We start from the raw sequence: 26,868 nt of genomic DNA, 5'->3' as shown, positions 1-26,868 counted from the left end.
GAGCGGTCAGAGTGGCGGATATGTTTTATAATCATAAATCATGGTGTTATTGCTAACAAGTTGATTTTTTTGTAGGCAAAATAAGCAATGGGTTTATTTGTGATAAGTTAATTTGTATCATTCGATATTAAATATGGTTTATTTAATTATTTTGTAATAAAAAGATTAATATTTTTATAAAATAGACTGAAATAAGCGAAAAAATATAAAATAACAAAGGAAATAAAAAATGAGTAAACAACGTGGAGTTATTCGGCTAGGTGATTTGACAAATCATGGTGGAAAAGTAATTACCGCTTCATCGACAATGACAGTTTTTGGCAAACCTGTTGCTTTAGTTGGTGATTTAGTTAGTTGTCCAATAAAAGGTCATGGTATTAATCCTATTATTGAAGGTGACTCAACTTTTACCATTCAAGGTAAGCAAGTTGCTTTAGATGGTCATAAAAGCATTTGCGGTTGTTCTTTAATCTCATCAATATCAGAGGTAGGAAAAAGCTAATGTCTATCGATTTATCATCACTACCAGCCCCATTGCCTGAAGCTAAAAAAATGAAATTTTCACTTTGGGGAATTTTACTTATCGTGTTCATTTTGCTTGGTTGTATCATTACAGTTACACTCAGTTTTTTTTACAAAATATCAGATACCCTATTTATTTTAGGCTTGTCTTTTTTCCCTTTTGTTTCTTGGTTGTTTATTTTTTTATATGGTGTTTTTTTATATGGTCAACGTGAAAATTATATTGAGCAGTGGAATTTGTGTATAGAAGAGCGTAAACAAAAACTGATTAATTATGGACAGCGAGGATTATCTGTTTTGGGCTTTTCGCTTATAACTGAACAAGGCGACATAGAAAATGCCAATGCCATAATTAATAACGATTTTCTAATTAAAAGTAAATTACATCCAAATAGTGGTATTGTGATTCCTCATACAACTTTATCTGAGTTTGGTGATACAACATCTAATGGATTTGACGATCGCTTAAAATTAATTTTTACTCGTTTTGAAAAAGAATATAAAGCTAAATTTTCAACAATGTTATCACAAACAAATTTGCATGTACGGTTATTTATTGAAGCTGAAATTTCAAACGATAAAATCACGGCATTATGGATGATGACATTAGGAAAAATTATTTCTCATCCAGTTAGTTTTGAAATTGAAGATCCCGTTAATTCGTCTACATTTATAGAAACATGGTTAGATGATAGTGAGCATGATGATGAGCTACTTTTAGTTATAAATACGCATCTATTTTCTGTTCCTATTAAAAATGAAGGTGAGTTTGCTTCGATGCTAATTTTAGCTGGAGAAAATGTGGATATAGAGTCGCTTTTACCCACATTTAATTCGCCATTAATAAAAGTACATCGAAGCGAACAAAAAGCAAACTTAACGCAAACTATTGATCATGCCTTATTGTGGGGAAGTGGTGATGATAATTATTATGGTGGAGTTTGGTATAGTGCTGTTTTGCCTGATCTAAATACTAAAATTTTGAATTACTTTAACCAGATTCAATTTGAAGCCAAAGATTATTTTAATATTGATGCATCAATTGGTTATGCTGGTTACTGTTCATATTGGTTAGCGTTGGCTTTAGCCATTGATAATGCGTTTATAAAAAAAGATAAACAATTGGTTATGGTAGGCAAGTCACAGCTTGTTGCTTCAGTTGTTTCGTGTGTGCAAGAAAATGAAGTCTAAAAATTGCTTATAATTTATTTTATCTATTGTATATAAAAAATAGTATGATGCCGAATTGTTTACACTTCATGATTAAAATAATCCTTTAAACACGCTATCACTGGCAAAATTGCCGAACTTGAAGTGACAGACTAAGAAATCATCAAAGCTAACAGCGATAAAAATCGTTCAGGAAAGTTATTGATTTTATTAAAGTTTTTTGAATTTAATTTTTTATGTTAGTTATACAATTACATTGATCGATTATCTTGCATGATATGGCATTACTTGTTGAGCATTTCAGAAAAATGGAGGTATTCAACCTCCTTGGGATGGGATGAATTGTTTTTGATTATTTCAGGTAAAATATCAGTAGGTAATGCTTATTTCATTTGAAACAGTGACATACTTTGCATTGTCATAAAGGTGTATTGTGCAGCTTGTAAATTTGCTTGTAGTATGGCGTATTCTGAAATGGCATCATACCAATCTACATCTTCAAATTGACTAATTTGTGTTTGAAATTCAATATCTAACGTTTTGCCTAGTGTGATTAGTCTGTTTACTTCGGATAATACCGAACCGCCTTCTGCTCTAAGCGTTGAAATATTGTTAAATGAATTGTCGACACCGTTGCGAGCTTTTGATAACCCTTCTCTAAATGCTTCAACACTTTTTTCATCATCATAATTTAAGTCTGATTTTAATGCATCGAGTGCATAATCAATACTGGCAAAAATATTGCTTTCTGCTGGTGAACCATCGGCATTTTTGACATTGGCATCAGTCATAAATACTTGAATACCTGTAAAACTTGCCGAGACCTCTCTTGAGTCATCAATCAGAACATTTACAGAGGTACTTCCACCAATATAAGTGACTTCGCCTGATTCATTTTTTATAAAAGGAGGTGTGTCATTTTTTTTACCAGCAAAAATGTAGTTACCGTTTGTGTCTTTTGAGTTAGCTAACGAAAGCAGTTGATCTTTTAAACCTTGTAATTTATTGGCAATATCTAGCCTATTTTCTTCATTTAATGTTTCATTAGCAGCATAAACTAAGGTTTCTTGAATTGATTGAATGACGGTGTTGATTTCCGACAAAAGCGTATCTTGGCGACTTAGTGTTTTTTCAGTACTTTCTCGCGTAGCTTGGAACTGCTCATTTTGAGCTTGCGCTTGTTTCAATATTAATGACTGTGCTGCTCCCATAGGATCATCTGATGGCGTTAAAATTTTTTTTCCTGTTGCTAGATGTAAACCAGATTTTTGCCATTTGCTATTAGTATTTAAAATACTTTGTGTATTTTTTTGATAGAGCGAGTTTGTACTAAGGCGCATTTTTTATCCTTTTATCATTTAGTTAAACTTAAAATGGTATCAAATAGTGTTGTTGCCGTATCAATCACTTTTGCATTCGCTTGGTAGTACTGCATATAAACTTGCATTGAGATATACTCTTCTTCAAGATTAACTCCAGATATTGATTGATTTTGCTCATAAATTTGCTGAGTTATATTTTGCGTTGATTGAGATGAAACTTTAGCTGTTTGAGTTTCGCTACCAATGTAACTCACTAAGGTTGTATAAGCACTTTTTAGCGTTGTTGTACCATTGATAAGTTTTTCATGTTGGATTTCTAATAATTTAGCAACATTACGATTATCGCCAGCGCCATTTTCTTCGTCATCAAAACCTGTTGCTAGTTTATTGACATCTTTAACCAACAGTTCTAATGACGAAGCAATATCCGCCACGGGTTTAATCATAAAAGAGTCACCACTCACTGCGTTACCGCTTATTTCAATAGATAGACCATCAAAAACCAATTTATTCCCTTCCATTTTTGGGGTTATTTGTTGATGATCGGATAATCTTGTGACAACCCAATCTTTGCCATTGAATTCTATTTTGTAATCAGATGCTTTTACATCTGTAACCGATGTAAACTCGATTTTAGCCGAGGCATTACCTTGATTTTTAGTATTGGTGATACAACTAGGATGGTTATAATCAAATAACTTTTCGCCTTGATTACCATTAATATCGATACCCGACATATGCACTTCGTTAAAGCGTTCTGCTAAATTGAGAGCGATTAAACCTAGTTGATTGCGTGCGTCGGTTAAAGGGCCTTCTCGAAAGGTTAATAGACCATTTAATGAGCCTGATGTGATGTTCTGACTAGTTAATTCCTGTGTTGCGCCTGAATGGTGTGTATAAATAATTGTATTGAACGAGGGATCATCTGCTGAAGGTTGGACTGATAATACATTTACAGAAGAACCTTGAACTAAATTTAATCCATTGGCTAATGATAAATTATATTGTCCGTTTTGCTCAGTAACGGTAATACCAATGATTTCACTCAGTTCGTTAACAAGTTGATCACGCTGATCAAGTAATGCATTGGGTTCAAGGCCGTTACCCACTGATTGTAGTCGTGAAATTTTTTGATTGAGATCAGCAATCTGCTGAGTATAAGTGTTGATTTTATCTACATTACTACTTAATTCAGTATTAATATTAGCGATTTGATTTTTTAAGTTCTTTTCTGTTTTATTAAACTGACTAGTTAACGATGCGAGATCACTAATCACAGTTTGTTTTGTTGATGCATCACCTGCATTTGAAGCTAGTTTATTTAAACTTGCAAAAAGGTTGTTGAGTTGTGATGAAATACTATTGTCATTTTCTGCCAATAGGTTATCGACTTTTGATAATTCATTATAATAGGCTTTAATTGAACCGCTTTGCGATTGTGATTGGCGCAGTTGTCCAACCACAAATTGGTTAAAGGCTCGGTTCACCGATGAAACCGAAACACCATTACCCACAAAACCAAAACTATGTTGAGTTCCATTAGCTTGACGTAAAATTTGCTGTTGACGATTGTAACCTGTTGTATGGGCATTACTAATATTATTGCTTATTACATTCAGCATATTTTGTGCAGCATTTAATCCACTAATACCAGTATTCATCAATGAATTTGTCATAAAAACTCCTAAATTTATAGTTTCAGTTAATAATATTATTATTAAACGAACGGGTTACTGTTTATATCGGCGCAATTCACCAAAACTTTAATTATTTTTTGGATAATGCCGTGGACGGTTTATCTTTTGATTATTGCTCGCTAGTGGATTGGCTTTGCTTTAAAAAATCAATACCTGTCATGTTGTTTTCAGACTCAATATATTCTTGTGCCGCTTTATTTAAGATCAAGATGCTAATACGACGGTTGGCATCATTACTGTAGTTTGGATTGTTTAAATTTACTGTATCAGCTAAGGCAATAATACGAATAATTTTGCTTGAATCTAAACCACCAGCAATAAGCTCTCTTCTTGATGAATTAGCTCTATCGGCTGATAATTCCCAGTTGCTATATCCTCGATCGCCTGTTGAGTATTGCCGTTCATCAGTATGTCCTGATAACGTAATTTTATTGGGTAATGAATTAATAATTGGGGCTAAAGTTTGCAGAATTTCTCGCATATTAGGATCGATTGTTGCACTACCTACATCAAACATTGGTTTATCGTCAGAGGCTAAAATTTGAATTCGTAAACCCATTTCAGTTAATTCAATAATAAGATTAGGTGCTAACTTTTTTAATTTTTCATCAAGATCGAAAATATCATAAATTTTTCGTGCCGCTTCAATCATTTGTATTTTTTCAAGTTGCTTTTTTTCAAATTCATTCTGTGACACAACATCATTTTTTTGTTCACCAAGCTGTTTACTCACATCATCGCCGCCACCAGGGATAGGGCTTTCACTATCACTAATGTTTTTACCACCATTGTAACCAATAATTAGAGGCGTTCTGAAGTATTCCGCAATGCCTTTCAACTCTTGTGGTGTAGATGTCGAAATTAACCACATGACTAAAAACAGCGCCATCATGGCCGTCATAAAGTCAGCATAAGCGATTTTCCATGAACCACCATGATGCCCACCACCATGCCCCGATTTTTTTTTAACTATTATTCTTACAGATTGATCTTTCATTACTCGTTATTTTTATTGATATTTTTATCTTTAATTTCTTGGATATATTTTTCTAATTCAAAAAATGACGGTCTTTCATGAGAAAATATCGTTTTTCGTCCAAATTCAATGCAAATTTGTGGTGAATAATCATGCATGCTAGCAATTAGTATGGTTTTTGTGCATTCTAATATTTTGATTACGTCGGCGTTTCTTTGTTTCAATAAAGCAGCTAATGGCGAAACAAATCCATAAGCAAGTAAGATCCCTAAAAATGTCCCAACCATCGCATGTGCAATAAGTTCACCAAGTTCACTGGCGGGTCTATCTGCTTGTGCAAGTGTATTAATAACTCCCATTACCGCTGCAACAATTCCAAATGCAGGTAGTCCATCGCCAATACTTGAAATGGCATCAACTGGTTTTTCAAGTTCATGAACAAAGGTTTCAATCTCTTCACTCATAAGTGTTTCGATTTCAAATACATCCATATTGCCGCTGATCATAAGTCGTAAGTAATCGGTGATAAAATCACAGATTCTAGGGTTATCTAAAATAAGTGGATATTGTTTAAATAGTTCACTTTCATGGGGATTATCAATATCTGATTCGATTGATAATCCTCCATTTTGACGAATTTTGGTTAAAACGGTGTACATTAAGCTGATCAGTGTCAAATACAGATTTTTATTATATTTAGATGTTTTAAATAATGACCCTAGCGATTTGAGTGTTGCTTTTATCGTTTTTTGTTCATTACTGACAATAAAAGCACCAATTGCAGCACCACCAATAATCAATAACTCAAGTGGTTGAAATAGTACTGCTAAATAGCCACCACTAAGCACATAACCAACGAGTGCTGAGGCGATGACGACAATATACCCTATAATTATTAGCATTGACTTTCTTCTTTCTCCATAAAATAAAAGTTAACTTGCTGAAATATTTTTAATATTTATTTAAGCCGTTATTTGTGTGGCAACGGATGAATTTAAATTGCTTAATGTAGATAACATTTTCAGACACTTTTCATTATTTTCTTTTGGTGTCTTATGATTCTTGTCTGCCCTTGATGGTGGTTGGCATAAACTACAAGTAAACGTGTTTTTGGGGTGATAAGCATGTGTAATAAAAAGTCCACGACAAGCTGTACAGCATGATTGTTGCATAATATTTTTTTCAACAAATTTGACTAAAATCCAGGCTCTGGTTAATCCTAAAACAGGTTCCTCTTTGTGTGAAAATTGACACTGTTCCAGATAAAGTTGATAGGCTTTTAGGATTGTTTGAATGCCTGATTTTAGGCCGTTTTTAACTAAAAAAGCATAAGCATTATAAAAAATACTGGCATGGATATTCGGTTCCCATGTCATAAACCACGAAGTTGAAAAAGGCAATAAACCTTTAGGAGGAGGACAACCTTGAATCTCTTTATAAAGCTTAATAAGTTTATTTCGGCTTAAATTAGTTTCACTTTCCAACATTTGAATTCTACCACCAAGGGAAATTAATTTGATGGCAAGCTGGGTTTCTTGATATTTTTGAATAATACTTGTACTTGTCATTTTGTTTCCTTAGCTACTTATTAAGTGAGTCTAATAGCAAACTTGATAAAAGAATTCCTGTATGCATCTGCTTTATATCTCTAACTCGCGATTCTTCTGTCAGTTTTTTCATCATTTCTGCGTTTTCAAATCTTAATTGAAATATTAATTGATTGGTTTCTGATAAAACTAACATTTGAGAGGTACTTAAACTGCTAAGTATATCTGCTGTTTGTTCATCAATACCTAATCGATACATTGCCATCACTTTATCTTTTTCTATCATTTTCTGACTTAATAGTAGTGTCGACAAATTCAAATGATGTATACATTTAAGAATATCGTCATCTAATATATTTCCCAATTTTGCCACCAATCTATATTTATTTTATTCGCGTAAAAAAACGAATAAATAGTAAAATTAAAGTAAAATATTTTTTTATATGCGTAAAGTTACATTTTTAAACGACAAAGGTCAATAAAAAAATTATTTCAATTTATTTTCGATTGTTTGCATTTTATTTCACTTATTTTTTTATTTTTTCTAAAAAGTGAGTTTACTTTGTATTCTTTTTATTGCTTGGCTATGTAATTGGCTTACTCTTGATTCACTAATATCCATAACTTTACCAATCTCTTTTAAATTAAGATCTTCTTGGTAATAAAGTGATAAAACGAGTTTTTCTTTTTGAGGTAAATTTTCAATTTGTTGAATTACTGTATTACGAATTTCTTCATCTATTATGGCTAAAAAAGGGTTATTATCTTCTTCATTTTCAATAATGGCATCAATGTTATCGCCAAGTTTTTGATGAATTTCATCATATGAACATATTTGACTACAATTTGAATCTAATAAAATCTTACGGTATTCACTAATTGATAATTTTAAATATTGGGCAATTTGCTCATCGCTAGGGGATGTTCCTTGCCGTTTCTCTAACTCATTAATGGCTGTTGTGACATCTTTAATCTGTTTTCGAGTTTTTCTGGGCAGCCAATCACGGCTGCGTAGTTCATCTAGCATTGCGCCTTTAATTCTTGGTATGGCAAAAGTAGCAAAGGTATTACCTTGTGATTTGTCATAACGCTTTATTGTATCTAATAAACCGATATAGCCAACTTGTAATAAATCATCCAGTTCAACTGTTGTAGGTAAGCGAACAGCTAATTTTAAAGCTTCATTACGAACCAAATGAATATACTGTTTCCAATCGATTTGGTTTATTACACCATGCGAGTTATATAAGCTATTATCCATTTTTGAACCAATGTTAAAAAAGTGCTTAACCGTATTATGACGATAGTTGGTAAATTTAATGGGCAGAATAAAGGGGTAAAAAATAGCTAATTATAAATATTAGTCATAACAGCATTATAAAAACACCGTTATGACTATATGATAAACTTAGAATGACCAAAAATAGATGATCATAATTACTGTAATAAAGATAATACAGATTGTGGTACTTGGTTAGCTTGTGCTAATACTGATGTACCTGCTTGTTGTAAAATTTGACCACGAGTCATGTTTGATACTTCAGTTGCATAATCTGCATCTTCAATTCGGCTACGTGCAGAACTTAAGTTGTTTACAGTATTGTTGATGTTTGTTACTGTTGATTCGAAACGGTTTTGTACCGCACCAAGCTGTCCACGTAATGCATCAATTTTTGATAATGCTGCATCAATGGTTTTTAATGGATCTGTTGTTGGAGTTTCAGATACGTTAAAATCTTTTAAACCAAGCTCTGAACTATCAATTTTTTTCAAATTGATTTCAATGGTTTCGCCGTCATTTGCACCTACTTGGATTTTAAGTGTTTTATCTTCAGATAATACTTTAGAACCATTGAAATCAGTTTGTTTAGAAACACGATCAATCTCATCTAAACGTTGATCGATTTCATTTTGGATAGACTCTAAGTCACTTTTAGAGTTAGTACCATTTGCTGCTTGAACAGTTAGTTCACGAATACGTTGAACGTTATTGTTGATTTCATTTAATGCACCTTCAGTAGTTTGTGCAAGTGAAATTCCATCATTTGCATTACGCGCTGCTTGAGTCAACCCTTTGATATTTGAAGAGAAACGGTTAGCAATAGCTTGTCCTGCTGCATCATCTTTTGCGCTATTAATACGCATACCAGAAGAAAGACGCTCAATTGCTGTACCAAGAACGCTTTGAGAGTTGTTAAGATTATTTCTTGCCATTAAAGACATTGTATTAGTATTAATTACTTGTGCCATTTTTATCTCCATTAATATAAATAATAAAATCAACGATATATTGATATTTTTTTCAATACTTTTGCTGATATATAACTTATCGGTAATAAAATAAGGAACTTTAGTTTTTTTAACATTTATATTTTTTAAAAAAGGTTATTTTTTTTCAAAAATTATAAATATTAATAAATAAATCATTATGTTATTTGTTTTATAAATAAATTTTCAATGGTTATTTTCTGTTCGTAAAAACAGACAGATTCTTCCCTATTAAATAAATACTGAGTTGATGCTAAATTTTTAGAAAAACTAACCGATATAATAAATATTGAATAATTGTTATAGGCAGATTAAATCATGGCAATGAGTGCATTAGGGATTGGTTCTGGAATCGATCTGGGTGAAATTTTAAATCAATTAGAAGCAGCAGAAAAAACACGGTTAACACCAATCACTACGCAACAAAAGGCGATTAATGCCAAAATTAGTGGTTTTGGTAAATTAAAGAGTGCATTAACTACATTTAATACGGCAACCGCAAAATTACAAAAAAAGGAATTGTTTCAAAGTCGAACGGCACCGGGTAATAATGATTATTTTTCAGTAAAAGTAAATAGTAAAGCGGCATTAGGTAATTATGCTGTTACCGTGGATCAATTAGCGACTTCTCATGGAGTTGCAACATCAGCTATCAATGATAAAGCAACTCAGCTAGGTAATGGTAATGAAACACGAACTATTACTATTGAACAAGCAAATGGCGATAAGCTTGATGTAACATTATCTAAAGACGAAACCTCATTAGAAGCAATCGCCAACGCAATTAACAATGCTCAATTTGTTGATGAAAATGGAAAAACAAGCCCATCAACGATGAATGCTGCAGTTGTTCGTTCTGGAGATGGTCGTTATCAATTAGCTATTACTTCGAAAGAAACTGGTGAGTTACAAACTATTACCTCTATCACATCTGATGATGAGAAGTTAAATGAAATTATTGGGTTTGATATTAATCAACCGAACAATAGCCATATGACTGAAGTTTCAAAAGCGCAAGATGCTAAGTTTTCGTTTAATGGTATTGCTATAACAAGCAGTTCTAATACCGTCAAAGATGTGGTTGCAGGTGTAGATCTTACGTTAAAAGCAACGACAACAACCAGCCAAAATTTAGCGATAACTGCGGATGATGAAAAAGCCGAAGAAGCGATTAAAGAGTGGGTAGAGGCATTTAATCAGCTACAATCCACAATATCAACATTAACCCAGTTTACCGCTGATGAAAAAAATTCTAAGGAGCTAAACAGTAGTAATGGTCCGCTTGTTGGTGATGCAACATTACGTAATATAGATCAAAGCATTCGTTCCATATTTTCTAAAGGACAAGCTGGCGAGTTTTCGGTATTAGCTCAAATTGGTATTAATATGGACAAGAATGGTACGTTAACCATTAATGAAAATAAGCTAAAAAACGCACTGAGTGAAAACAGTGATGCCGTAGCGACATTGTTTACAGGTGATGGTAAAACTACCGGAATTGCTAATGAAGTTTTCGCCAAAGTTAGTGGGTTTATTGATAGTGATGGCATGATTGATTCAGCAACTAACGGTTTAAATGCAACATTAAAGTCATTGGATAAACGTCACGAGCAAGTAAGTAATTCAATTGAGCAAACTATTGAACGTTATCGAGTTCAATTTACTAAATTAGATGTTTTAATTAATTCTTTAGATAGTATGAGTAATTATTTAACAACACAATTTGATATGATGGTAAACTTAAAAAAATAGAGGAAAATAATGTATAAATTAGGTTCGAAAGCCTATGAACAAGTCAATTTAGAAACGCGTGTTAGTCAGGCTTCGCCGCATCAATTAATTGTTTTATTATTTGATGGTGCACTTAACGCAATTAAATTAGCAATTTTATATATTCAAAAAGGTAATATCGCAGGTAAAGGTGCGGCAATTTCTAAAGCAATTAATATTGTTGATAACGGTCTTAAAAGCTGTTTAGATTTAGAAAAAGGCGGCGAAATTGCCGAAAATTTAGATCGCCTTTATCACTATATTAGCCAACAATTAATCTTAGCCAATTTACATAATGATAAAGAAAAACTGCAATCTTGTTTTGATTTATTAAACAATATTGCTGAATCTTGGCGGGAAATTGCAAAATAAAAAGGATGATTATGAAAGGAAATCAATTACTAGAACAATACGAACAATTTAATTATGTTATTGAACAAATGTTAATTAATGCAAGAGATGAAAACTGGGATTTATTAGTGAGTTGGCAAACGAAATATCTTCAATTATCAAAAGGAATTATGTTGGTTGATGATTTCGCTAGCATTGAAAATATGCCCCCGCAACATCAAGATATTGTGCGTATGTATATTAAAAATATACTTAGTTATCAACAACAACTAACTCAACTGATCATTGCTCGTCATACTCAGCTTAGAGAGTTGATTGGTAAACATGTTGATTATCAGAACAAAGTAGGAAATTACCAAAAAATTGCAAGCCTAATGTAAATTGCCGAATCGATTTGCTTGAATCTTATTTATAGATAAGATTCAAGCAAAATTGCCATTAAATAACTTTAACCAATATTTCGATTTAAAATAATTAACTCTTTATTTTTTGCTTTTATGCAGTTCTCTTTACCATAAAAAACAACAGTATAATTATCATCTTTGGTTTTGACGATCTCACTAATGATTAATTCTTTTGTGGATAATTTAAAAATTTCTTTTGTGTACAGGTTTATATAGCAACCTACGGTTTCCTGAGAAAAGGCTTCGATCACCTGATTATTTTGAATTGTAATCCATCCATTGCCCAATTCATCTATGAATCGGATAACAAACGTTTCTGCGGCGATTTTTATCGGTTCCCAAATAGAATAAATTTGTCTTTCCATATCGAGTAATAGATTTTGTTCTATTTTTCCTTCGGGTGAAACACTAATCAAATAAAATTTACCTTTTTCATCAATACCTAAGATATTTGATGTATAAGTAAAACTTAAATTCAATACGCTCATTAGAAAGAAACGTTTTCCTATGTTTATATTTCTTGACTGTAAATTCCTTCCTATTTCATCAATTTGACGATGTAACCAAACATTGTCAACATAAGCAATTAGATGGATTTGATTATTCAAAGAATCAATAAATAATTTGTTATATTTGGGAAACGGAATTTTATTTATATAGGTTTTTTTTATATCATCATTTTTAAATTCAACGGCAATCAATTTATCTGGTTTTGTAGCAGAAAAAATATCAACATCATGGAAAATACAAAAATTATGACATGTTCCTATAAAATCACCGAGAATAGGTCTCTTGGGTTTTGGATAGGTAAGATTCTCTCTATCAAATAATGGTAACATAATATTTAAGTCTTTATCTGGATGGTACACGGTAATAGATACATAATCCTTACCTGTAGGGCTTACAAAGAACTCAGGTAGGATTCCATCTAACTCATGATAATAATTAATACTTTTTTTATCCAAATCTATAACGATATATATGACATTATAACTCATTCCGTTTTTATGATAAAAATTAGCAGAAATAACAAGCTTTTCCTGACAATATATTGCACCTTTTATATCAAATCCATCAAGCGTAGCAAGAACAGTAAGTGGTCCTAATGTTGGGAAATCGATATGTTGTTCATTCAAGGCAATATTAGCTTTTTTTAATGTTATCACTTTAAATCCTTCATGTATTGTTTATTATTTTATTGAATAATGACAGTATGTTGTTACTTTTAAAAAAAGTACAGCAAAAATCGTGAGGTCTTTTGACCAATCAGTTGATAAAGAAAATAACATATTTAGTAATACAACAAGCATCAAAAACATGAGCGGAGCTTGTTGTAAATTTGAAACGAGCGATAAGTTGATTATCGTATTTAGATTAGAATTAATAGTTATCTGCAGAAAGAAAATACAAAAACTAAGGGATGAGTATTATATTCGCTGTTATTAATTAAACATTCATATTCATAATTTCTTGATAAGCAGCTACCAGTTTATTCCGCACTTGAATGCCAAACTGCAATGATACTGATGATTTCTGCATGCTAACCATTACCTCGTTTAGCGAAATATTAGTATCACCCATTTCAAATGCTGTAGCTTGTTGATTTGCTTGTATTTGCAATTGACTTATTTTATCCAAAGCCGTTTTTAGCTCTGAACCAAAGCTTTTTTTATCAGTAATATGCGCTTTTGGGGTAATAGAAGCTAACTCATTTAAATTAGCCAGTTCAATTGAGTTTAACATATTGATTGTATTCATCTTGATAATTATTTTTTCGTTTATTCTGCCAATGTATCGTTAAATTTATCATAAAAACAAAAAATCAAAGAGTTTAAGTAAGGGGAAAACTGTGCGCTTTTCTTGCCATTGAATTTTTTAAATACATGGATAATAAACTACAGAGTTAATCTAAATAGTTTAGAGTCAGGATGCTATGGCTAGCGAAACAGTCAATAATAAGGGCGAGTCAATTTTCAATAAGTTGCCTTTTGCCGATCAACTAAAACAAAACAAAAAAATGGCATTGTTAATTGCAGGTGTAATTACAATAGCTATTGTTAGTTTTATCTATTTATGGGCTAAGGATGAGTCTTATAGTGTTTTATTTAGTAATTTAAATGATAAAGATGGTGGCGAAATAATTAGTCAACTTGATAAGATGAATATTCCTTATCAGTTTTCTGCCTCAGGTTCGACAATCTTAATTCCACAAGACAAGGTGTATGATACCCGTTTACGTATAGCGCAACAAGGATTACCTAAAGGTGGTTCTGTTGGTTTTGAATTACTCGACAAAGAAAGCTTTGGTATGAGTCAATTCAATGAGCAAATCAATTATCAACGCGCACTAGAAGGTGAATTATCCAGAACAATATCGATCATCAGTAGTATTGATGATGCTAGAGTGCACTTGGCAATGCCAAAACCGTCGTTATTTGTTCGTGAGCGAAAATCACCATCAGCTTCTGTTGCATTAACTTTACTACCAGGCCGAAGTTTATCACAAGGTCAAATCGAAGCTATTATTCACTTAATTTCAAGCAGTGTGCCTGAATTACAGGCAGATAAAGTGACTATCATCGATCAGCATGGTCATTTATTAACGGGTGAAGGTTACCGAAACAGAAATACGAATGTTGCTCAACTCGAATTTAGTGAACGGATTGAAGAGAGTATTCGCCAACGAGTAGAAAAGATTATTATACCCATTCTAGGTAAAAATAATGTTAAAGTACAAGTTAATGCCGATGTTGATTTTAGTCGACAAGAATCAACATCAGAAACGTATGATCCTAATAGCGATATTGCGAATCAAACTATTCGTAGTAAGCAGAAAATGGAAAACCAACAATCCGCCAATAGTTATGGTATAGGTGGTGTGCCTGGTGCTCTATCTAACCAACCGTTGCCAACGTCTAGTGCACCGATTGATGCAGATGAAACAAAAACCGCATCGACTGAAAAAACAGATAAAGCGCAATCTTACAACCTACAATCAAATAATACAGTCAACTTTGAAGTAAACCGGCAAGTTATACACAGTCAAATACCAGAAGGGCGAATTAAACGCTTATCTGTTGCCGTTTTAGTTAATTATAAATTTGTCACAATCGAACCCAGTGAAAATGAATCTGAATCTGATGATAGTCAGGAGCCAGCTAGTACTGAGCAATGGGTAAAACTAGATAACGATGAACTTAAAAATATTGAGTTGTTAGCCCGCCAAGCGATGGGATTTTCAGATGTACGTGGTGATTCACTCACTGTAGCCAACTTAAAATTCACCGATCAACAATTAGATGAAGATAACAGCCTGGCATTTTGGAAAACCAATGAATTTTATCAAACGGTTAAAAATATTGGTAAGTATTTGATTTACACTTTGATTTTATGGGTTGTTTGGCGAAAAGTATTACGTTCGCTATGGGTAAAAGTACAACGACAATATCTAATTTTAAGTGATAAAACCACTGACGCATCAACTGTTGCCGAGGAAAAATTAGATTATAAGGCGCACAGTAAACAACAGCAGAAAATATTTGAAGATAACATGCAACAACAGCAATACATCCGCAAAGTTGTCGAAAAAGACCCTCGTGTTATGGCATTGATAATTCGTGGCTGGATGAATAAGGAGGACACCGAACAATGAATTTAAGTGAGTCTCAAAAAGCGGCCACCGTATTAATGGTATTAGGTGAAGAGCTGGCTGCAAAAGTGATGCAGTATTTAAGTTCGAAGGAAGTACAGCAAATCAGTGGTGCAATGATGTCATTGCCTCAGCTTTCTCAAGAACAGTTAAAAAGTATACTTAATGAGTGTCAAGGAACACTTGATGATTGTGCTGTTTTAAATACAGACACTGATGGATACTTACGTACAATACTTGAAAAATCCATTGGTAGTGAAAAAACCGAACGCTTACTTGACGATCTATTAAATACTGATCGTGAAGAAGCAACTGACGGTCTTGAAATGCTGAATTTTGTTGATGCTGCACGAGCGGTTGATCTTGTTAAAAAAGAACATCCACAAATTATTGCGACAATATTAGTGCATTTAAATCGTGATTTAGCGGCTGAAATTTTGAATCTATTTGATGATGAGTTACGTAATGACGTTATGTTGCGAATAGCCACATTTGGTGGTGTTGAACCATCAGCGCTTAAAGTGTTATCAGCATCATTATCAACGTTATTACATGGTCAAAATATTAAACTGAATAATATGGGTGGAATTCGTACAGCGGCTGAAATTATTAACTTAATGAAATCTCAGCAAGAAGAGCAAGTTATCAACTCATTACGTGATTATGATGGTGAGCTTGCACAGAAAATTATTGATGAAATGTTCTTATTTGAAAATCTTGTTGAAGTGGATGATAGAAGTATCCAACGTCTACTTAAAGAAGTCGATAACGAAGTACTCATCATCGCCTTAAAAGGTGCGTCAACAGCATTACGTGACAAACTATTAAGTAACATGTCGCAACGTGCCGCATCGATTTTACGTGAAGATCTTGAAAACAGACCGCCAGTACGTTTATCGCAAGTTGAAACCGAACAGAAGAAAATTTTGGTTATTGCGCGTCGATTAGCAGAAAGTGGCGAAATGATCTTAACTAGTGGTGATGATGAATACGTATAATCAATCCAATCAATTGAACTGGCAACCACTAAATTTTCGGGATTTAGCTACATGTTCGCTATCGAATGCAAACGAAAACAAAGCGATAGAGCAAACCGAAGTTAGTGTGTTACAGCCTGATCTTGAGATTGAACCAGAGCCAGAATCAGAACTTAATACCGAAAATTCAGAATCCGCAGTTATCCAACAAACATTGGAGCAATTAAAGCAGGAAGTGGAAACACAAGCCTACCAAGAGGGCTTTAATTTAGGTCAAGAGGCGGGATTTGAAGAAGGAAAAAAAGCAGGTTATGAACAAGGCTTTCTTCTTGGTCAACAAGAAGGGCGAGAGCAGATTGAACAACAATTGAATGATGAAAAACACAAAACTATTTGCGCTATAACGGATATATCTAATAATTTTGCACAATCAATTAATGATATTGATGAATTAATCGTACCTAAGTTGTTTGATTTAGCGTTAATTGCTGCCGAAAAAACAGTCGGCAGTCTTACTAAAATCAAACAAAAACAACTAATGCATACGATAAAAATATTGGTCGATCAGTGTTCAATTTTGTCAGAACCTATGTCATTACACCTTAATCCCACTGATTGGCAATGGTTAGAACCCATGCTTAATGAAGAAAACTTACAATATCAGTGGCAACTCATTGCAGACCCTAACATTGAAATAGGGGGCTGTAAAATTTTTACTGACACCAACGAAATTGATGCCAGTGTCAACAATCATTGGCAAATCATGTCTGACTGTTTGCAACAGGATGATCATTAACGTGAAATATTCATCTTTATGGTCAGATAAAATTACCCAAGCGACACAGCGACTGGAATCTTTATCTTTAATTCGTCAATATGGGCGCTTGGTCAAAGCATCGGGACTAGTCCTTGAAGCGGTTGGATTAAAATTACCTTTAGGATCTAACTGCCTAGTTGAGCGACAAACAGAGGGGCAAATTGAGCCTGTTGAGTGCGAAGTAGTTGGCTTTAAAGATCAAACGCTTTATTTAATGCCCTTTGAATCAACAGACGGTATTTTATTGGGTGCACGAGTTTATACTAAACAATATGATCTAACACACTTTAGCCATAAAGTATTGCCAGTAGGCATGGGGTTATTAGGTAGAGTTGTTGATGCCATGGGTAAGCCGTTAGATGGCAAACCTTTACCAGAACATATTGAGTATGCAGGGTTAGCAAGTAAATCACTTAATCCATTACAACGAACGCCAATCCACCAAGTATTAGATGTTGGTGTAAGAGCAATAAATGCGTTACTGACCGTAGGGCAAGGGCAACGAATGGGCTTATTTGCAGGATCTGGCGTGGGTAAAAGTGTTTTGCTTGGTATGATGGCGCGTTATACTCAAGCGGACATCATTGTGGTTGGTTTGATCGGTGAACGAGGTCGAGAAGTTAAAGACTTTATCGAAAACATATTGGGTGAAGAAGGTTTAGCTCGAGCGGTTGTGGTTGCTGCGCCGGCTGATGTATCCCCCTTATTGCGCTTACAAGGTGCGGCCTATGCCACTAAAATTGCTGAAAGCTTTCGTGATCAAGGGTTTAACGTTTTATTGATTATGGACTCATTAACTCGTTATGCCATGGCACAACGAGAAATTGCCTTAGCAATTGGCGAACCCCCTGCGACGAAAGGATATCCGCCTTCGGTATTTGCAAAATTACCAGCATTAGTTGAAAGAGCAGGTAATGACGAAAGCGGTAAAGGTGCAATTACTGCCTTTTATACGGTATTAACTGAAGGTGACGACCAACAAGATCCGATTGCTGATTCTGCGCGAGCAATTTTAGATGGGCATATTGTATTATCACGAGCACTTGCCGAATCAGGACACTATCCTGCTATTGATATTGAAGCTTCGATTAGTCGAGTTATGACCGACCTAACCCCCCCCGAAGACGAAAAAAAATCACGATTATTTAAAAAACTGTTTTCAAGTTTTCAACGAAACCGTGATTTAATCAATGTCGGTGCTTATGTAGCGGGTACTGATCCTTTATTAGACAAAGCAATAACACTATATCCCACAATGCAAAAATTTTTACAACAAGGTATTTATGAACACTGCAGTTATCAAGATGCCTATCAACAATTAGCGGACATAGTTGCACCGCAACTAACTCGTTAGGAATCGTGTGCTATGAATAAACATTCATCAAAAATAGCCTTTACTACATTAAAAAAACTGGCACAAAAAGCGGTTGACGATAATTTAATGAAGCTAAAAAGCGCGAATGAGAATCAACAAAATGCACAATCACAGCTTAATGCGTTAACGGATTATTATGTTGAATATCAACAAAAATTAAATAATGCCTTATCTGAAGGCATAAAAGGCAGTGAGTTAAGCAACTTTACATCGTTTATTGCGTCTATTGAGCAAGGCATTGAGCAACAAAAAAAATTGTTGTTATCGTTAGATCTCAAACAAAAGCAAATTATAAAAAACCTTAATCAATCGCAAAAAAACGTAAACACTTATGCCACATTACTCAACAAACAGCATAACCAATATTTACGACAGCAAAATCGGTTACAACAAAAACTGACAGATGAATTTGTGCAATTACAATTAGCAAGGAGAATATTAAATGAATATTAATCTGATTAATGATTTAAATCTTACCGCTTCTCGCCCATCAGAACTTGTTGAAACCGATAGCATGGTTAACGATAATGAGCATTTTCAGCAATTATTGCAATTTAGTGAAAACCCAACAGAGCAAAATAAAAAAATAATTAATGCCAAGTCAAATGGTGAGAATGAGGAACATCAAGATAACGATGCCGACATGTCGTTTATCGCCATTTATCCTTTTAATAGCGTACCACAACATCAAATGCATTCTACTTTGCTTGATGCAACTGGACATAGTGATCTCGACATTGATCAAAATTCATTAATAACGGCTAATATAAATACTGATTCATTAGGGGATTTATCGACTGATACTGCAACAAATGAGCAGGCAACAAAGTTGCTTTCTTCTATTTATGGTAGTGAAGACTTAATTAATAAAACGAATTCACAAATCGATGTCATGCTATTAGCGGATAATAAAAAAGAGGTAAAGCCAGCGCTTACTCGTAAGCAAGCGGCAAACATTAGGGGCGAGTTTAATTCTAATATAAATCACACTAAAAATAAGCAAAATGCGAGTAATATCATTCAAAAAATAGATAATTTACAAACTCAATTTGCAACCAATAATTATAATCCAGATGCGACTGAATATCACAATAAAGAATTTTTATTAGCACCCAATACAAATGGGCCGAGCTCGTTATTATCGTCAGTAAATGCTACGGTAAAGCCATCGACAATAAACCTAGCAACACAAGTTAGCAATGAACAATGGCAAACCTCGCTAACTGAACAAATTGTTATGTTTAATCGTCAAAACCTTAAAACTGCTGAAATTAAACTACAGCCTCAAGAATTAGGATCTTTGCACATTAAACTTGAAATAAATGACGATAAAATGAACCTGAATATGATGGCTGCACATCATGTTGTTAAGGGAATGTTAGAATCGGCATTACCTTTTTTAAAAACATCACTAGAACATCAAGGCATTACACTAGAACAAGCCAATATTGGTGACTTTTCGATGATGAGCGATTCACAACAATCAGCCATGCATCACCCTAAAAAAAATAGCCAACCACAAAGAGAAATATTACTTGATACGGCAGATGATAATATTGATCCAATTCACTTTGAAAACCGAACACTAAGTACAAGAATCAGTATTCTTGCTTAAAGCTTATACAAGCCCAATGGAGTAAAGCGCTTAAATAGGTAATGTTTTATTGCCTATTCTTCAAATCAATTTTAAAAATATGATTTATTATTCTTGTTGCTATAGACACTAAATGAATTGTAGATCCTTTAAAATATTATAGAGACAAGAATAAACATGCCAACAACCAAAAAGAAATTAAGTATTTTAAATTTATTTCTTATTCTTATTACACTGTTAGCAATAGGCGCTGCAGCTTATTTGTGGTTTCAAAAAGGTTCACACAGCACAATTAAAGAACCAGAAGAACCCGAAGTTACATCGCCAATATTTTTAACATTAAAGCCATTCACTCTTTCATTGCCTGCTTCGGAAGAACGTATCGACATTAACAAAACGCTATATGTCGGTATTGTTTTACGTGTGGCGAATGAAGACCAAAAAACAGTGTTATTAGATTATTTACCCGAAGTAAGAAGCGATGTACTACTTTTAACCTCAAAACAATATGTTAATAATCTAAAACGAGAAAAAGGAAAAATCGATTTACAAGAGCAGATAAAAACTGCCTTATCCCGACAATATGATGCAAAACATTTTGTTACGATTGATGAAGTGCTATTTACTGATTTTATTATACGGTGATTAACATGTCTGATAAGCATGAATCAACAACAAGCCTTGATGAAAATAACAACGAGGAGCAAACCTTAGATTGTTCATTAATAACAGAAGAAAATTCTGCAAACAATTCAAAGGTTGACGCTGCATTCAATTTTCCTACATTGGGTAAAACGCCCAATGTAAAACCCTATGATCTATCCGTTAAACATCGCTTTATTCCTGAGCGTTTAACTGCATTAGAAATCATTAATGAACGTTTTGCTCGACAATTTCGAATTGGTTTATTTAACCGATTACGTCGCAATACCGATGTGATAGCATCTCCTGTTGAACCACTTACATTTGAAGAATTTTCTGAAATTTCGTCGGCAACGCATTTAAATCTTGTACACCTTAACCCATTAAGAGGTGCAAGCTTATTTTCATTTTCGCCTGAATTGGTTTTTATTATTGTTGATTCCTTATTTGGTGGCGATGGACACTCGACTCAAATTGAAACAGAAGGACGAGAGTTTACCCACACAGAACAGCAAATTATTAAAAAAGTCTTAGAGTTAGCATTAGTTATCTATCAAAACTCATGGGCGGATGTTTACTCGATTGAAACCGAATATATTCGCTCTGAAATACAAAGTAAATTTACCAATATCACCAATTCGCCTGATGATATTGTTTTAACAAGCAACTTTAAAGTCGAAGTCGGTAATAGTAAAGCAACTTTTTGTGTTTGCATTCCTTATTCAATGGTTGAACCTATCAAAGAGCTGCTCATCAAACCACCGATTGAGCAACAAACTTACCAAGATGATAATGTTTGGATGAGCTCGCTAACTAGCGGAATCAAACAATCTGCGGTCGAACTAGTCGCTAATTTTGCTACTGTCAATACTTCTGTAGCCAAATTATTAGCCTTAAAGACTGATGATGTTTTAATGATCGAAAAACCCACAAGCCTTGATGTCACCGTAGGGGGCGTACCTATTTTAACGGGGCATTATGGCAAAATGAATAAACAATATGCAATTCAAGTTGAGCAGGTCATTAACCCTGTATTAGAGCAATTGAATGAAGGAGTTTTTAATGACGGATATCAAACAAAATAGTGATGACAAACAACCATCTAATATAAATAGTGACCAAATTATCACTCAAGAGGCCATTTTTGAAACACTATCGCCACAGCAAACAGAAGATAAAAAAAATGATATCAATTTGATCCTTGATATTCCTGTAAATTTAAGCGTTGAATTAGGCAGAACTAAAATGGCTATTAAAGATCTCTTAAATCTAACCCAAGGATCGGTTATAGCTTTAGATGGTCAGATAGGCGAGCCATTAGATATATTAATTAATGGCTACTTAATTGCTCAAGGTGAAATTGTTGTTGTGGGCGATAACTACGGTGTACGTATTACCGACATTATTACCCCAGCAGAACGAGTAAGAAGATTGAGTCGCTAATGACAAGCAAACAATCCTCTTTAGAACAACCAACTATTGGTACAACAAGCACTTTATTGGCACCTTCTTCTGAATTAAATATCTATACCGAAGTGGGATCATCAATGGGGCTAATGCTAATTGTGGTCATCGGTTTTATTTTATTATGTGGATGGCTAGCTAAACGAATGGGCTGGAAAAAAAAATCCCACCAATGGTTAGATATCAAAGCGACATACAACATTACCCCAAAAGAACGCATTATTATGGTTCATGTTGATAATCAATTATTAATTGTTGGGGTTACGCCACAACAAATGACACTACTTCACACCATCGATGAACAACGCACTCAAACGCTACTTAAACAAAATGTAACAGGTAAAAACTCGGCTCAAAATAATGCATTTCAACAAATATTACAAGCTGCGTTGAAAACCAAAAAGGAGTAACAACAAGTGCGATCAAATTTAACTATTTTACTAAGCTTATTGTTATTTAGTCTGCCAAGCTATGCTGAAACATCCACATTATCAGCTATCGCACAACCACTCAGTAGTGAACAAGGTTGGGCATTACCCGTTGAAACATTAGTATTTTTAAGTTTACTTACTTTTATTCCTGCCATATTACTTTTGATGACCAGCTTTACACGCATCATTATTGTACTAGGATTATTACGTAATGCACTTGGCACACAGTCAGCACCACCTAATCAAGTTATTTTAGGTATTGCGCTTTTTATGACCTTTTTTATTATGTCACCAGTGGTTGATAAAATTTATGAAGAAGCTTATGTACCTTACTCGCAAAATCAAATTACTATGCAAGAAGGCTTAAACAAAGCAAGCAAGCCATTACAACAATTTATGTTAACCCAAACGCGAGAAAACGACCTAGCGCTATTTGTCAACATGTCTCATACCAATAACATTCAAACCCGTGACGACATTCCATTAAGAGTGCTTGTTCCAGCTTTTGTTGTCAGTGAATTAAAAACAGCATTTCAAATTGGTTTTACTATTTTTATTCCTTTCTTAGTGATTGACCTTGTGGTTGCTAGCACACTTATGGCATTAGGTATGATGATGGTGCCACCAGCGACCGTGTCTTTACCGTTTAAATTAATGTTATTTGTCTTGGCTGATGGATGGCATCTATTGCTAGGTTCATTAGCGCAAAGCTTTTTTAGTTGAGTCACACCATGTCACCAGAATATATAAGCACCTTAGCAATACAAGCAGTAAAAGTTGCCGCATCACTTGCAGGGCCAATATTACTCGCTGCTTTAATTACGGGGCTTATTATTAGCTTATTACAAGCGGCAACACAAATTAACGAAATGACATTATCGTTTATACCTAAAATTATTGCCGTCGTTGTCGTCTTAACCTTATGGGGGCCAACCATGTTATCGACCATGATTGACTACCTACAAACTGCCATTACTGACATACCTAATTTAACACGTTAACTATAATGGATTTTGATAGTAATAGTTTATTTAATATTGATTTATTTTCTTTTATTCAAATTGGTTTTTTCCCTTTTGTGCGTATATTAGCGTTAATTGCGACTGCGCCTATTTTTGGTGAAAAAGAGATCCCAAACCGTGTCAAAATAAGCCTAGCCTTACTTATTACCATTTTATTACCGCTACCAAATCTTGATGACAGCATCAAAATATACTCTTTAATGGGGGTTATAATCACAGCTCAACAAGTCATGATTGGCGTACTAATTGGCTTTACTATGCAATTGGCGTTTATGGTCATGCGGTTTGCTGGTGAATTAATTGGCATGCAAATGGGGCTAGGAATGGCAACTTTTTTTGACCCAATCGGCGGACCATCGACATCGGTATTATCACGCCTAATAAACCTTATTGCATTATTAACATTTTTAAATCTTGATGGACATTTATGGCTACTCTATGGCATATCAAACAGTTTTGACATTATTCCCATTGGATTAATGTCATTGCAAGCAAATGGATATTTGGTACTGATCGAAATCAGCAAACTACTATTTATTAACGGTATTATGCTAGCACTTCCCTTAATGACCTTACTGCTAATTGTCAATATATCACTAGGGCTACTTAACCGAATGACACCACAGTTATCAATCTTTGTTGTCGGCTATCCTGCAACGCTATTATTAGGATTATGTATGCTCACTTACCTAATAACAACATTACCAACATTTGTAGAATTTGTTTTTGAACAAATGTTTGAAAAAATTTCGAACGTATTATGGTATTTAAAGTGGTGATATTGATAACGGATTAAATTAAAAAAACAAAATAAAAACTTCAATAAAATCAACAACTTTCCTGACCGATTTTTAGCAATAAATTACATTAAGCCATGATGTTTAAAAAACTGTATCAATGCGGATAGACCAACATTGACACAGTATTTAGCTTGTTTCTATTAAGCCTTTTTAACAAAGCAGGCTTTTAACATAATCTTCATACCATCAACTTTACAATCAATTTCGTGATCGCCTTCGACTAAACGAATACCTTTCGCTTTCGCACCTTTTTTAAGCACTGTTGATGATCCTTTTAATTTAAGATCTTTAATCAAAATAATATCATCACCATCGGCAAGTAAGTTACCATTACTATCTTTGACTTGTAATCCATCGTCAGAAGCCGCAACTTCGTTTGGATCCCATTCATGCGCACATTCAGGGCAAACATAAAAAGTACCGTCGTGATAAGTATGCTCCGATTGGCAAGCAGGGCAATTAGGTATAGATTCCATGGGTTATCTTTCTTCCAAATTAAATAAAATGACGCTTACTATAGCAAAAAATGCTATTAAGTCATAGCATTCAGCGCTAAGTTTCTATTAGGCATTTTTATACATCTGCACTATTTGAATGACTATTATTTAAAATAAGTAAAAACCTCTCAGAAAAGTTATTGATTTTATTGATTTTTTAATTTGGTTGTTTTTTATAAAAACAACCAAATTCCCTCTTTACTAATCAAATCGCCCCAACAATACGATGCGGTATATACGGCTCTTCTAAATAAGCAATATCATCTTCCGATAACGAAACCTTAATAGCCCCAACTGCATCATCAAGATATTTAGTTTTAGTCGCGCCAATAATTGGTGCTGTCACTCCTTTAGCAAATTGCCACGCTAGTGCTATTTGTGTCATTGTCACACCGTATTTTTCGGCAAGTTCATTAACCCTTTGTACAATACTAGTATCGGCTTTTTGCGTGCTGTCATATTTAGACTTGGCGACTTGGTCGGTTTGGCTGCGTAAGGTGTCGGCTTGCCACTCTAAACGAGCAAGTCTGCCTGCGGCTAAAGGGCTATAGGGTGTTAAAGAGACATTAAATTGTTGGCAGATAGGAATAAGCTCACGTTCGTCTTCACGATACAGCAAATTGTAGTGATTTTGCATCGAAACAAAAGGTGTCCAGCCATTTTGTTTGGCGACAAGTTGCATGTTATGAAATTGGTACCCATACATAGCCGATGCGCCTAACGCACGGACTTTTCCTGCTTTGACTAAGTTGTGTAGTGCTTGCATTGTTTCTTCAATTGGTGTTGTGTAGTCAAAGCGGTGGATAATGTATAAATCAATATAGTCAGAGCCAAGTCGTTTAAGCGATCCGTCGATTTCCTTTTCAATTGCAGCTTTTGATAGGTGTCCTTCATTAAAATAGACTTTGGTTGCTAAGATGACTTTGTCGCGGGCAATATTTTTTTTAAGTGCTCGCCCTAAATACTCTTCGCTAGTTCCTGCCGAATAAGTATTTGCGGTATCAATAAAATTAATGCCTAAATCGAGTGCATGTTTAATGATGGCTTCGCTTTCATCAGCATTAAGGGTCCATGCGTGCATTTTGCTAGCTGGGTCACCAAAACTCATACAGCCTAAACAAAAACGAGATACTTGAATATCAGAATTACCAAGTTGTAAATATTCCATAACACCCTCTCTTTTTTAGAAATTGACTTGAGTAAATGTGATAGGCGCTTTTTATTGCTACCAATACACAATTTCTGTGAATATTTTAATTGTTATCTTGTTTAAGATAAATGCGGTATTAATTTATAGTATCATGAATTAAATTCACGAATAATAAACGTATGCATAACTTTAAGGTAGAAAAGTGAGGGATATTAAATGATGATTATGCCGATAATGGTTATGGGTAAAGTGGATTTTATGTGACAGATATGTTTTGAGTAATAAAATAAAAAAGGTGCATAAAAGCACCTTTTTTATTGTAGCAAGTCGATTACTTGATAACTTTAGCAACCACACCAGCACCAACAGTACGACCACCTTCACGAATCGCAAAACGTAAACCTTCTGCCATCGCGATTGGGT

General features: G+C 34.1%; 30 protein-coding genes and 1 pseudogene. 18 read left to right on the top strand and 13 right to left on the bottom strand.

What is annotated here, in order from left to right; translation table 11 throughout:
- The first annotated feature begins 229 nt into the window (after positions 1-229).
- Together GQ589_RS10460 and GQ589_RS10455 are read left to right on the top strand one after the other, a co-directional pair.
- Positions 230-502 carry a PAAR domain-containing protein gene (locus GQ589_RS10460; RefSeq protein WP_160412410.1) on the top strand — a complete coding sequence of 91 codons (273 nt, stop codon included), beginning with the start codon at positions 230-232 and terminating at the stop codon, positions 500-502.
- On the top strand, positions 502-1,713 hold the full coding sequence (locus GQ589_RS10455; protein WP_160412412.1) for a hypothetical protein: 1,212 nt from the start codon (positions 502-504) through the stop codon (positions 1,711-1,713). The genes GQ589_RS10460 and GQ589_RS10455 overlap by 1 nt, the downstream gene beginning before the upstream one ends.
- Before the next feature lie 362 nt (positions 1,714-2,075).
- On the opposite strand, the gene flgL is transcribed toward GQ589_RS10455, so the two are convergent.
- From flgL to GQ589_RS10415, 8 genes are all read right to left on the bottom strand, one after another.
- Entirely contained in the window at positions 2,076-3,032 is a 957-nt protein-coding gene (gene flgL / locus GQ589_RS10450; protein WP_160400715.1) for a flagellar hook-associated protein FlgL, read from the bottom strand.
- Positions 3,033-3,046: 14 nt separating this feature from the next.
- Entirely contained in the window at positions 3,047-4,690 is a 1,644-nt protein-coding gene (gene flgK / locus GQ589_RS10445) for a flagellar hook-associated protein FlgK (protein ID WP_160426040.1), read from the bottom strand.
- Between the two features lie 130 nt (positions 4,691-4,820).
- Entirely contained in the window at positions 4,821-5,708 is an 888-nt protein-coding gene (motB, locus tag GQ589_RS10440) for a flagellar motor protein MotB (protein ID WP_160400717.1), read from the bottom strand.
- Entirely contained in the window at positions 5,708-6,589 is an 882-nt protein-coding gene (motA, locus tag GQ589_RS10435; RefSeq protein WP_160412414.1) for a flagellar motor stator protein MotA, read from the bottom strand. The genes motB and motA overlap by 1 nt, the downstream gene beginning before the upstream one ends.
- 60 nt (positions 6,590-6,649) lie before the next feature.
- Positions 6,650-7,255, bottom strand: coding sequence for a flagellar transcriptional regulator FlhC (flhC, locus tag GQ589_RS10430; RefSeq protein WP_160400719.1), 606 nt, complete (start codon positions 7,253-7,255; stop codon positions 6,650-6,652).
- A 13-nt stretch (positions 7,256-7,268) separates the two neighbouring features.
- Entirely contained in the window at positions 7,269-7,589 is a 321-nt protein-coding gene (gene flhD, locus GQ589_RS10425; RefSeq protein ID WP_160400748.1) for a flagellar transcriptional regulator FlhD, read from the bottom strand.
- 189 nt (positions 7,590-7,778) lie between these two features.
- Positions 7,779-8,495 (bottom strand): RNA polymerase sigma factor FliA, encoded by a 717-nt coding sequence (locus GQ589_RS10420; protein ID WP_160426038.1) that lies wholly within the window; start codon positions 8,493-8,495, stop codon positions 7,779-7,781.
- Positions 8,496-8,671: 176 nt separating this feature from the next.
- Entirely contained in the window at positions 8,672-9,484 is an 813-nt protein-coding gene (locus tag GQ589_RS10415; RefSeq protein WP_160412418.1) for a flagellin, read from the bottom strand.
- A gap of 336 nt (positions 9,485-9,820) precedes the next feature.
- On the opposite strand from GQ589_RS10415, the gene fliD reads away from it, so the two are divergent.
- Genes fliD through GQ589_RS10400 form a run of 3 tightly spaced genes read left to right on the top strand, consistent with a single transcriptional unit; the run spans position 9,821 to position 12,003 of the window.
- The gene (gene fliD, locus GQ589_RS10410) at positions 9,821-11,254 is read left to right on the top strand and encodes a flagellar filament capping protein FliD (RefSeq protein WP_160426036.1); all 1,434 of its coding nucleotides are present in this window, start codon (positions 9,821-9,823) and stop codon (positions 11,252-11,254) included.
- 9 nt (positions 11,255-11,263) lie between these two features.
- Positions 11,264-11,644 carry a flagellar export chaperone FliS gene (gene fliS / locus GQ589_RS10405; RefSeq protein ID WP_160400723.1) on the top strand — a complete coding sequence of 127 codons (381 nt, stop codon included), beginning with the start codon at positions 11,264-11,266 and terminating at the stop codon, positions 11,642-11,644.
- An 11-nt stretch (positions 11,645-11,655) separates the two neighbouring features.
- Positions 11,656-12,003 carry a hypothetical protein gene (locus GQ589_RS10400; RefSeq protein WP_160426034.1) on the top strand — a complete coding sequence of 116 codons (348 nt, stop codon included), beginning with the start codon at positions 11,656-11,658 and terminating at the stop codon, positions 12,001-12,003.
- A gap of 68 nt (positions 12,004-12,071) precedes the next feature.
- Here the strand turns inward: GQ589_RS10400 and GQ589_RS10395 are convergent, their stop codons facing one another.
- A complete protein-coding gene (locus GQ589_RS10395) occupies positions 12,072-13,193 on the bottom strand; it encodes a hypothetical protein (protein WP_160426032.1) in 1,122 nt (373 codons plus the stop codon).
- Positions 13,194-13,473: 280 nt separating this feature from the next.
- Positions 13,474-13,785 (bottom strand): flagellar hook-basal body complex protein FliE, encoded by a 312-nt coding sequence (fliE, locus tag GQ589_RS10390; protein ID WP_160426030.1) that lies wholly within the window; start codon positions 13,783-13,785, stop codon positions 13,474-13,476.
- 175 nt (positions 13,786-13,960) lie between these two features.
- Here fliE and fliF point away from each other — a divergent pair, with 175 nt between their 5' ends.
- From fliF to fliR, 13 genes are all read left to right on the top strand, one after another.
- Positions 13,961-15,679 (top strand): flagellar basal-body MS-ring/collar protein FliF, encoded by a 1,719-nt coding sequence (gene fliF / locus GQ589_RS10385; RefSeq protein WP_160400726.1) that lies wholly within the window; start codon positions 13,961-13,963, stop codon positions 15,677-15,679.
- The gene (gene fliG, locus GQ589_RS10380; RefSeq protein WP_160400727.1) at positions 15,676-16,674 is read left to right on the top strand and encodes a flagellar motor switch protein FliG; all 999 of its coding nucleotides are present in this window, start codon (positions 15,676-15,678) and stop codon (positions 16,672-16,674) included. Before fliF ends, fliG begins: the two co-directional genes overlap by 4 nt.
- Positions 16,661-17,449 carry a FliH/SctL family protein gene (locus GQ589_RS10375; protein ID WP_160412426.1) on the top strand — a complete coding sequence of 263 codons (789 nt, stop codon included), beginning with the start codon at positions 16,661-16,663 and terminating at the stop codon, positions 17,447-17,449. Before fliG ends, GQ589_RS10375 begins: the two co-directional genes overlap by 14 nt.
- A complete protein-coding gene (gene fliI / locus GQ589_RS10370; RefSeq protein ID WP_202112548.1) occupies positions 17,439-18,824 on the top strand; it encodes a flagellar protein export ATPase FliI in 1,386 nt (461 codons plus the stop codon). Before GQ589_RS10375 ends, fliI begins: the two co-directional genes overlap by 11 nt.
- 12 nt (positions 18,825-18,836) lie before the next feature.
- Positions 18,837-19,298, top strand: a complete 462-nt coding sequence (gene fliJ / locus GQ589_RS10365) for a flagellar export protein FliJ (RefSeq protein WP_160426028.1) — start codon at positions 18,837-18,839, stop codon at positions 19,296-19,298.
- On the top strand, positions 19,288-20,460 hold the full coding sequence (locus GQ589_RS10360; protein WP_160426026.1) for a flagellar hook-length control protein FliK: 1,173 nt from the start codon (positions 19,288-19,290) through the stop codon (positions 20,458-20,460). The genes fliJ and GQ589_RS10360 overlap by 11 nt, the downstream gene beginning before the upstream one ends.
- Positions 20,461-20,616: 156 nt before the next feature.
- Complete coding sequence (locus GQ589_RS10355; RefSeq protein ID WP_160426024.1) at positions 20,617-21,084, top strand: flagellar basal body-associated FliL family protein; 468 nt, start codon at positions 20,617-20,619, stop codon at positions 21,082-21,084.
- Between the two features lie 5 nt (positions 21,085-21,089).
- Complete coding sequence (gene fliM, locus GQ589_RS10350; RefSeq protein ID WP_160412432.1) at positions 21,090-22,166, top strand: flagellar motor switch protein FliM; 1,077 nt, start codon at positions 21,090-21,092, stop codon at positions 22,164-22,166.
- Positions 22,144-22,524, top strand: coding sequence for a flagellar motor switch protein FliN (gene fliN / locus GQ589_RS10345; RefSeq protein ID WP_160426022.1), 381 nt, complete (start codon positions 22,144-22,146; stop codon positions 22,522-22,524). The genes fliM and fliN overlap by 23 nt, the downstream gene beginning before the upstream one ends.
- Entirely contained in the window at positions 22,524-22,955 is a 432-nt protein-coding gene (gene fliO / locus GQ589_RS10340; protein ID WP_160400735.1) for a flagellar biosynthetic protein FliO, read from the top strand. The genes fliN and fliO overlap by 1 nt, the downstream gene beginning before the upstream one ends.
- A gap of 6 nt (positions 22,956-22,961) precedes the next feature.
- Complete coding sequence (gene fliP / locus GQ589_RS10335) at positions 22,962-23,699, top strand: flagellar type III secretion system pore protein FliP (RefSeq protein WP_160400736.1); 738 nt, start codon at positions 22,962-22,964, stop codon at positions 23,697-23,699.
- A gap of 8 nt (positions 23,700-23,707) precedes the next feature.
- Positions 23,708-23,977 carry a flagellar biosynthesis protein FliQ gene (fliQ, locus tag GQ589_RS10330; RefSeq protein ID WP_160426020.1) on the top strand — a complete coding sequence of 90 codons (270 nt, stop codon included), beginning with the start codon at positions 23,708-23,710 and terminating at the stop codon, positions 23,975-23,977.
- Positions 23,978-23,982: 5 nt separating this feature from the next.
- Positions 23,983-24,777, top strand: coding sequence for a flagellar biosynthetic protein FliR (gene fliR / locus GQ589_RS10325; RefSeq protein WP_160426018.1), 795 nt, complete (start codon positions 23,983-23,985; stop codon positions 24,775-24,777).
- Between the two features lie 161 nt (positions 24,778-24,938).
- Here fliR and GQ589_RS10320 read toward each other — a convergent pair whose 3' ends face one another.
- The 3 genes and pseudogenes from GQ589_RS10320 to GQ589_RS10310 all read right to left on the bottom strand — a co-directional run.
- Positions 24,939-25,274: a zinc ribbon domain-containing protein YjdM gene (locus GQ589_RS10320; protein WP_160400739.1), complete on the bottom strand. Its 336-nt coding sequence runs from the start codon at positions 25,272-25,274 to the stop codon at positions 24,939-24,941.
- Positions 25,275-25,500: 226 nt separating this feature from the next.
- Complete coding sequence (locus tag GQ589_RS10315; protein WP_160426017.1) at positions 25,501-26,463, bottom strand: aldo/keto reductase; 963 nt, start codon at positions 26,461-26,463, stop codon at positions 25,501-25,503.
- Between the two features lie 313 nt (positions 26,464-26,776).
- A pseudogene (locus GQ589_RS10310) lies at positions 26,777-26,868 on the bottom strand (elongation factor Tu); the annotation flags it as partial.

Origin of the sequence: Gilliamella sp. Pas-s27 (assembly GCF_009795865.1) — a bacterium.
Taxonomy (GTDB): domain Bacteria; phylum Pseudomonadota; class Gammaproteobacteria; order Enterobacterales; family Orbaceae; genus Gilliamella.
The sequence above is the reverse complement of the archived record's forward strand: the minus strand, read 5'-3'. Positions and strand labels throughout refer to the sequence as shown.

Excerpts from the sequence above, each read along its gene's own strand:
- GQ589_RS10415 (WP_160412418.1), bottom strand. The coding sequence starts at position 9,484 with ATGGCACAAGTAATTAATACTAATACAATGTCTTTAATGGCAAGAAAT.
- fliS (WP_160400723.1), top strand. The coding sequence starts at position 11,264 with ATGTATAAATTAGGTTCGAAAGCCTATGAACAAGTCAATTTAGAAACG.
- fliD (WP_160426036.1), top strand. The coding sequence starts at position 9,821 with ATGGCAATGAGTGCATTAGGGATTGGTTCTGGAATCGATCTGGGTGAA.
- GQ589_RS10460 (WP_160412410.1), top strand. The coding sequence starts at position 230 with ATGAGTAAACAACGTGGAGTTATTCGGCTAGGTGATTTGACAAATCAT.
- fliN (WP_160426022.1), top strand. The coding sequence starts at position 22,144 with ATGACGGATATCAAACAAAATAGTGATGACAAACAACCATCTAATATA.
- fliQ (WP_160426020.1), top strand. The coding sequence starts at position 23,708 with ATGTCACCAGAATATATAAGCACCTTAGCAATACAAGCAGTAAAAGTT.
- GQ589_RS10400 (WP_160426034.1), top strand. The coding sequence starts at position 11,656 with ATGAAAGGAAATCAATTACTAGAACAATACGAACAATTTAATTATGTT.
- fliM (WP_160412432.1), top strand. The coding sequence starts at position 21,090 with ATGTCTGATAAGCATGAATCAACAACAAGCCTTGATGAAAATAACAAC.
- GQ589_RS10375 (WP_160412426.1), top strand. The coding sequence starts at position 16,661 with ATGAATACGTATAATCAATCCAATCAATTGAACTGGCAACCACTAAAT.
- GQ589_RS10320 (WP_160400739.1), bottom strand. The coding sequence starts at position 25,274 with ATGGAATCTATACCTAATTGCCCTGCTTGCCAATCGGAGCATACTTAT.
- GQ589_RS10360 (WP_160426026.1), top strand. The coding sequence starts at position 19,288 with ATGAATATTAATCTGATTAATGATTTAAATCTTACCGCTTCTCGCCCA.
- fliJ (WP_160426028.1), top strand. The coding sequence starts at position 18,837 with ATGAATAAACATTCATCAAAAATAGCCTTTACTACATTAAAAAAACTG.
- flgL (WP_160400715.1), bottom strand. The coding sequence starts at position 3,032 with ATGCGCCTTAGTACAAACTCGCTCTATCAAAAAAATACACAAAGTATT.
- flgK (WP_160426040.1), bottom strand. The coding sequence starts at position 4,690 with ATGACAAATTCATTGATGAATACTGGTATTAGTGGATTAAATGCTGCA.
- flhC (WP_160400719.1), bottom strand. The coding sequence starts at position 7,255 with ATGACAAGTACAAGTATTATTCAAAAATATCAAGAAACCCAGCTTGCC.
- GQ589_RS10355 (WP_160426024.1), top strand. The coding sequence starts at position 20,617 with ATGCCAACAACCAAAAAGAAATTAAGTATTTTAAATTTATTTCTTATT.
- fliI (WP_202112548.1), top strand. The coding sequence starts at position 17,439 with ATGATCATTAACGTGAAATATTCATCTTTATGGTCAGATAAAATTACC.
- fliE (WP_160426030.1), bottom strand. The coding sequence starts at position 13,785 with ATGAATACAATCAATATGTTAAACTCAATTGAACTGGCTAATTTAAAT.
- fliO (WP_160400735.1), top strand. The coding sequence starts at position 22,524 with ATGACAAGCAAACAATCCTCTTTAGAACAACCAACTATTGGTACAACA.
- GQ589_RS10455 (WP_160412412.1), top strand. The coding sequence starts at position 502 with ATGTCTATCGATTTATCATCACTACCAGCCCCATTGCCTGAAGCTAAA.
- fliR (WP_160426018.1), top strand. The coding sequence starts at position 23,983 with ATGGATTTTGATAGTAATAGTTTATTTAATATTGATTTATTTTCTTTT.
- GQ589_RS10315 (WP_160426017.1), bottom strand. The coding sequence starts at position 26,463 with ATGGAATATTTACAACTTGGTAATTCTGATATTCAAGTATCTCGTTTT.
- motB (WP_160400717.1), bottom strand. The coding sequence starts at position 5,708 with ATGAAAGATCAATCTGTAAGAATAATAGTTAAAAAAAAATCGGGGCAT.
- GQ589_RS10420 (WP_160426038.1), bottom strand. The coding sequence starts at position 8,495 with ATGGATAATAGCTTATATAACTCGCATGGTGTAATAAACCAAATCGAT.
- fliG (WP_160400727.1), top strand. The coding sequence starts at position 15,676 with ATGAATTTAAGTGAGTCTCAAAAAGCGGCCACCGTATTAATGGTATTA.
- fliF (WP_160400726.1), top strand. The coding sequence starts at position 13,961 with ATGGCTAGCGAAACAGTCAATAATAAGGGCGAGTCAATTTTCAATAAG.
- motA (WP_160412414.1), bottom strand. The coding sequence starts at position 6,589 with ATGCTAATAATTATAGGGTATATTGTCGTCATCGCCTCAGCACTCGTT.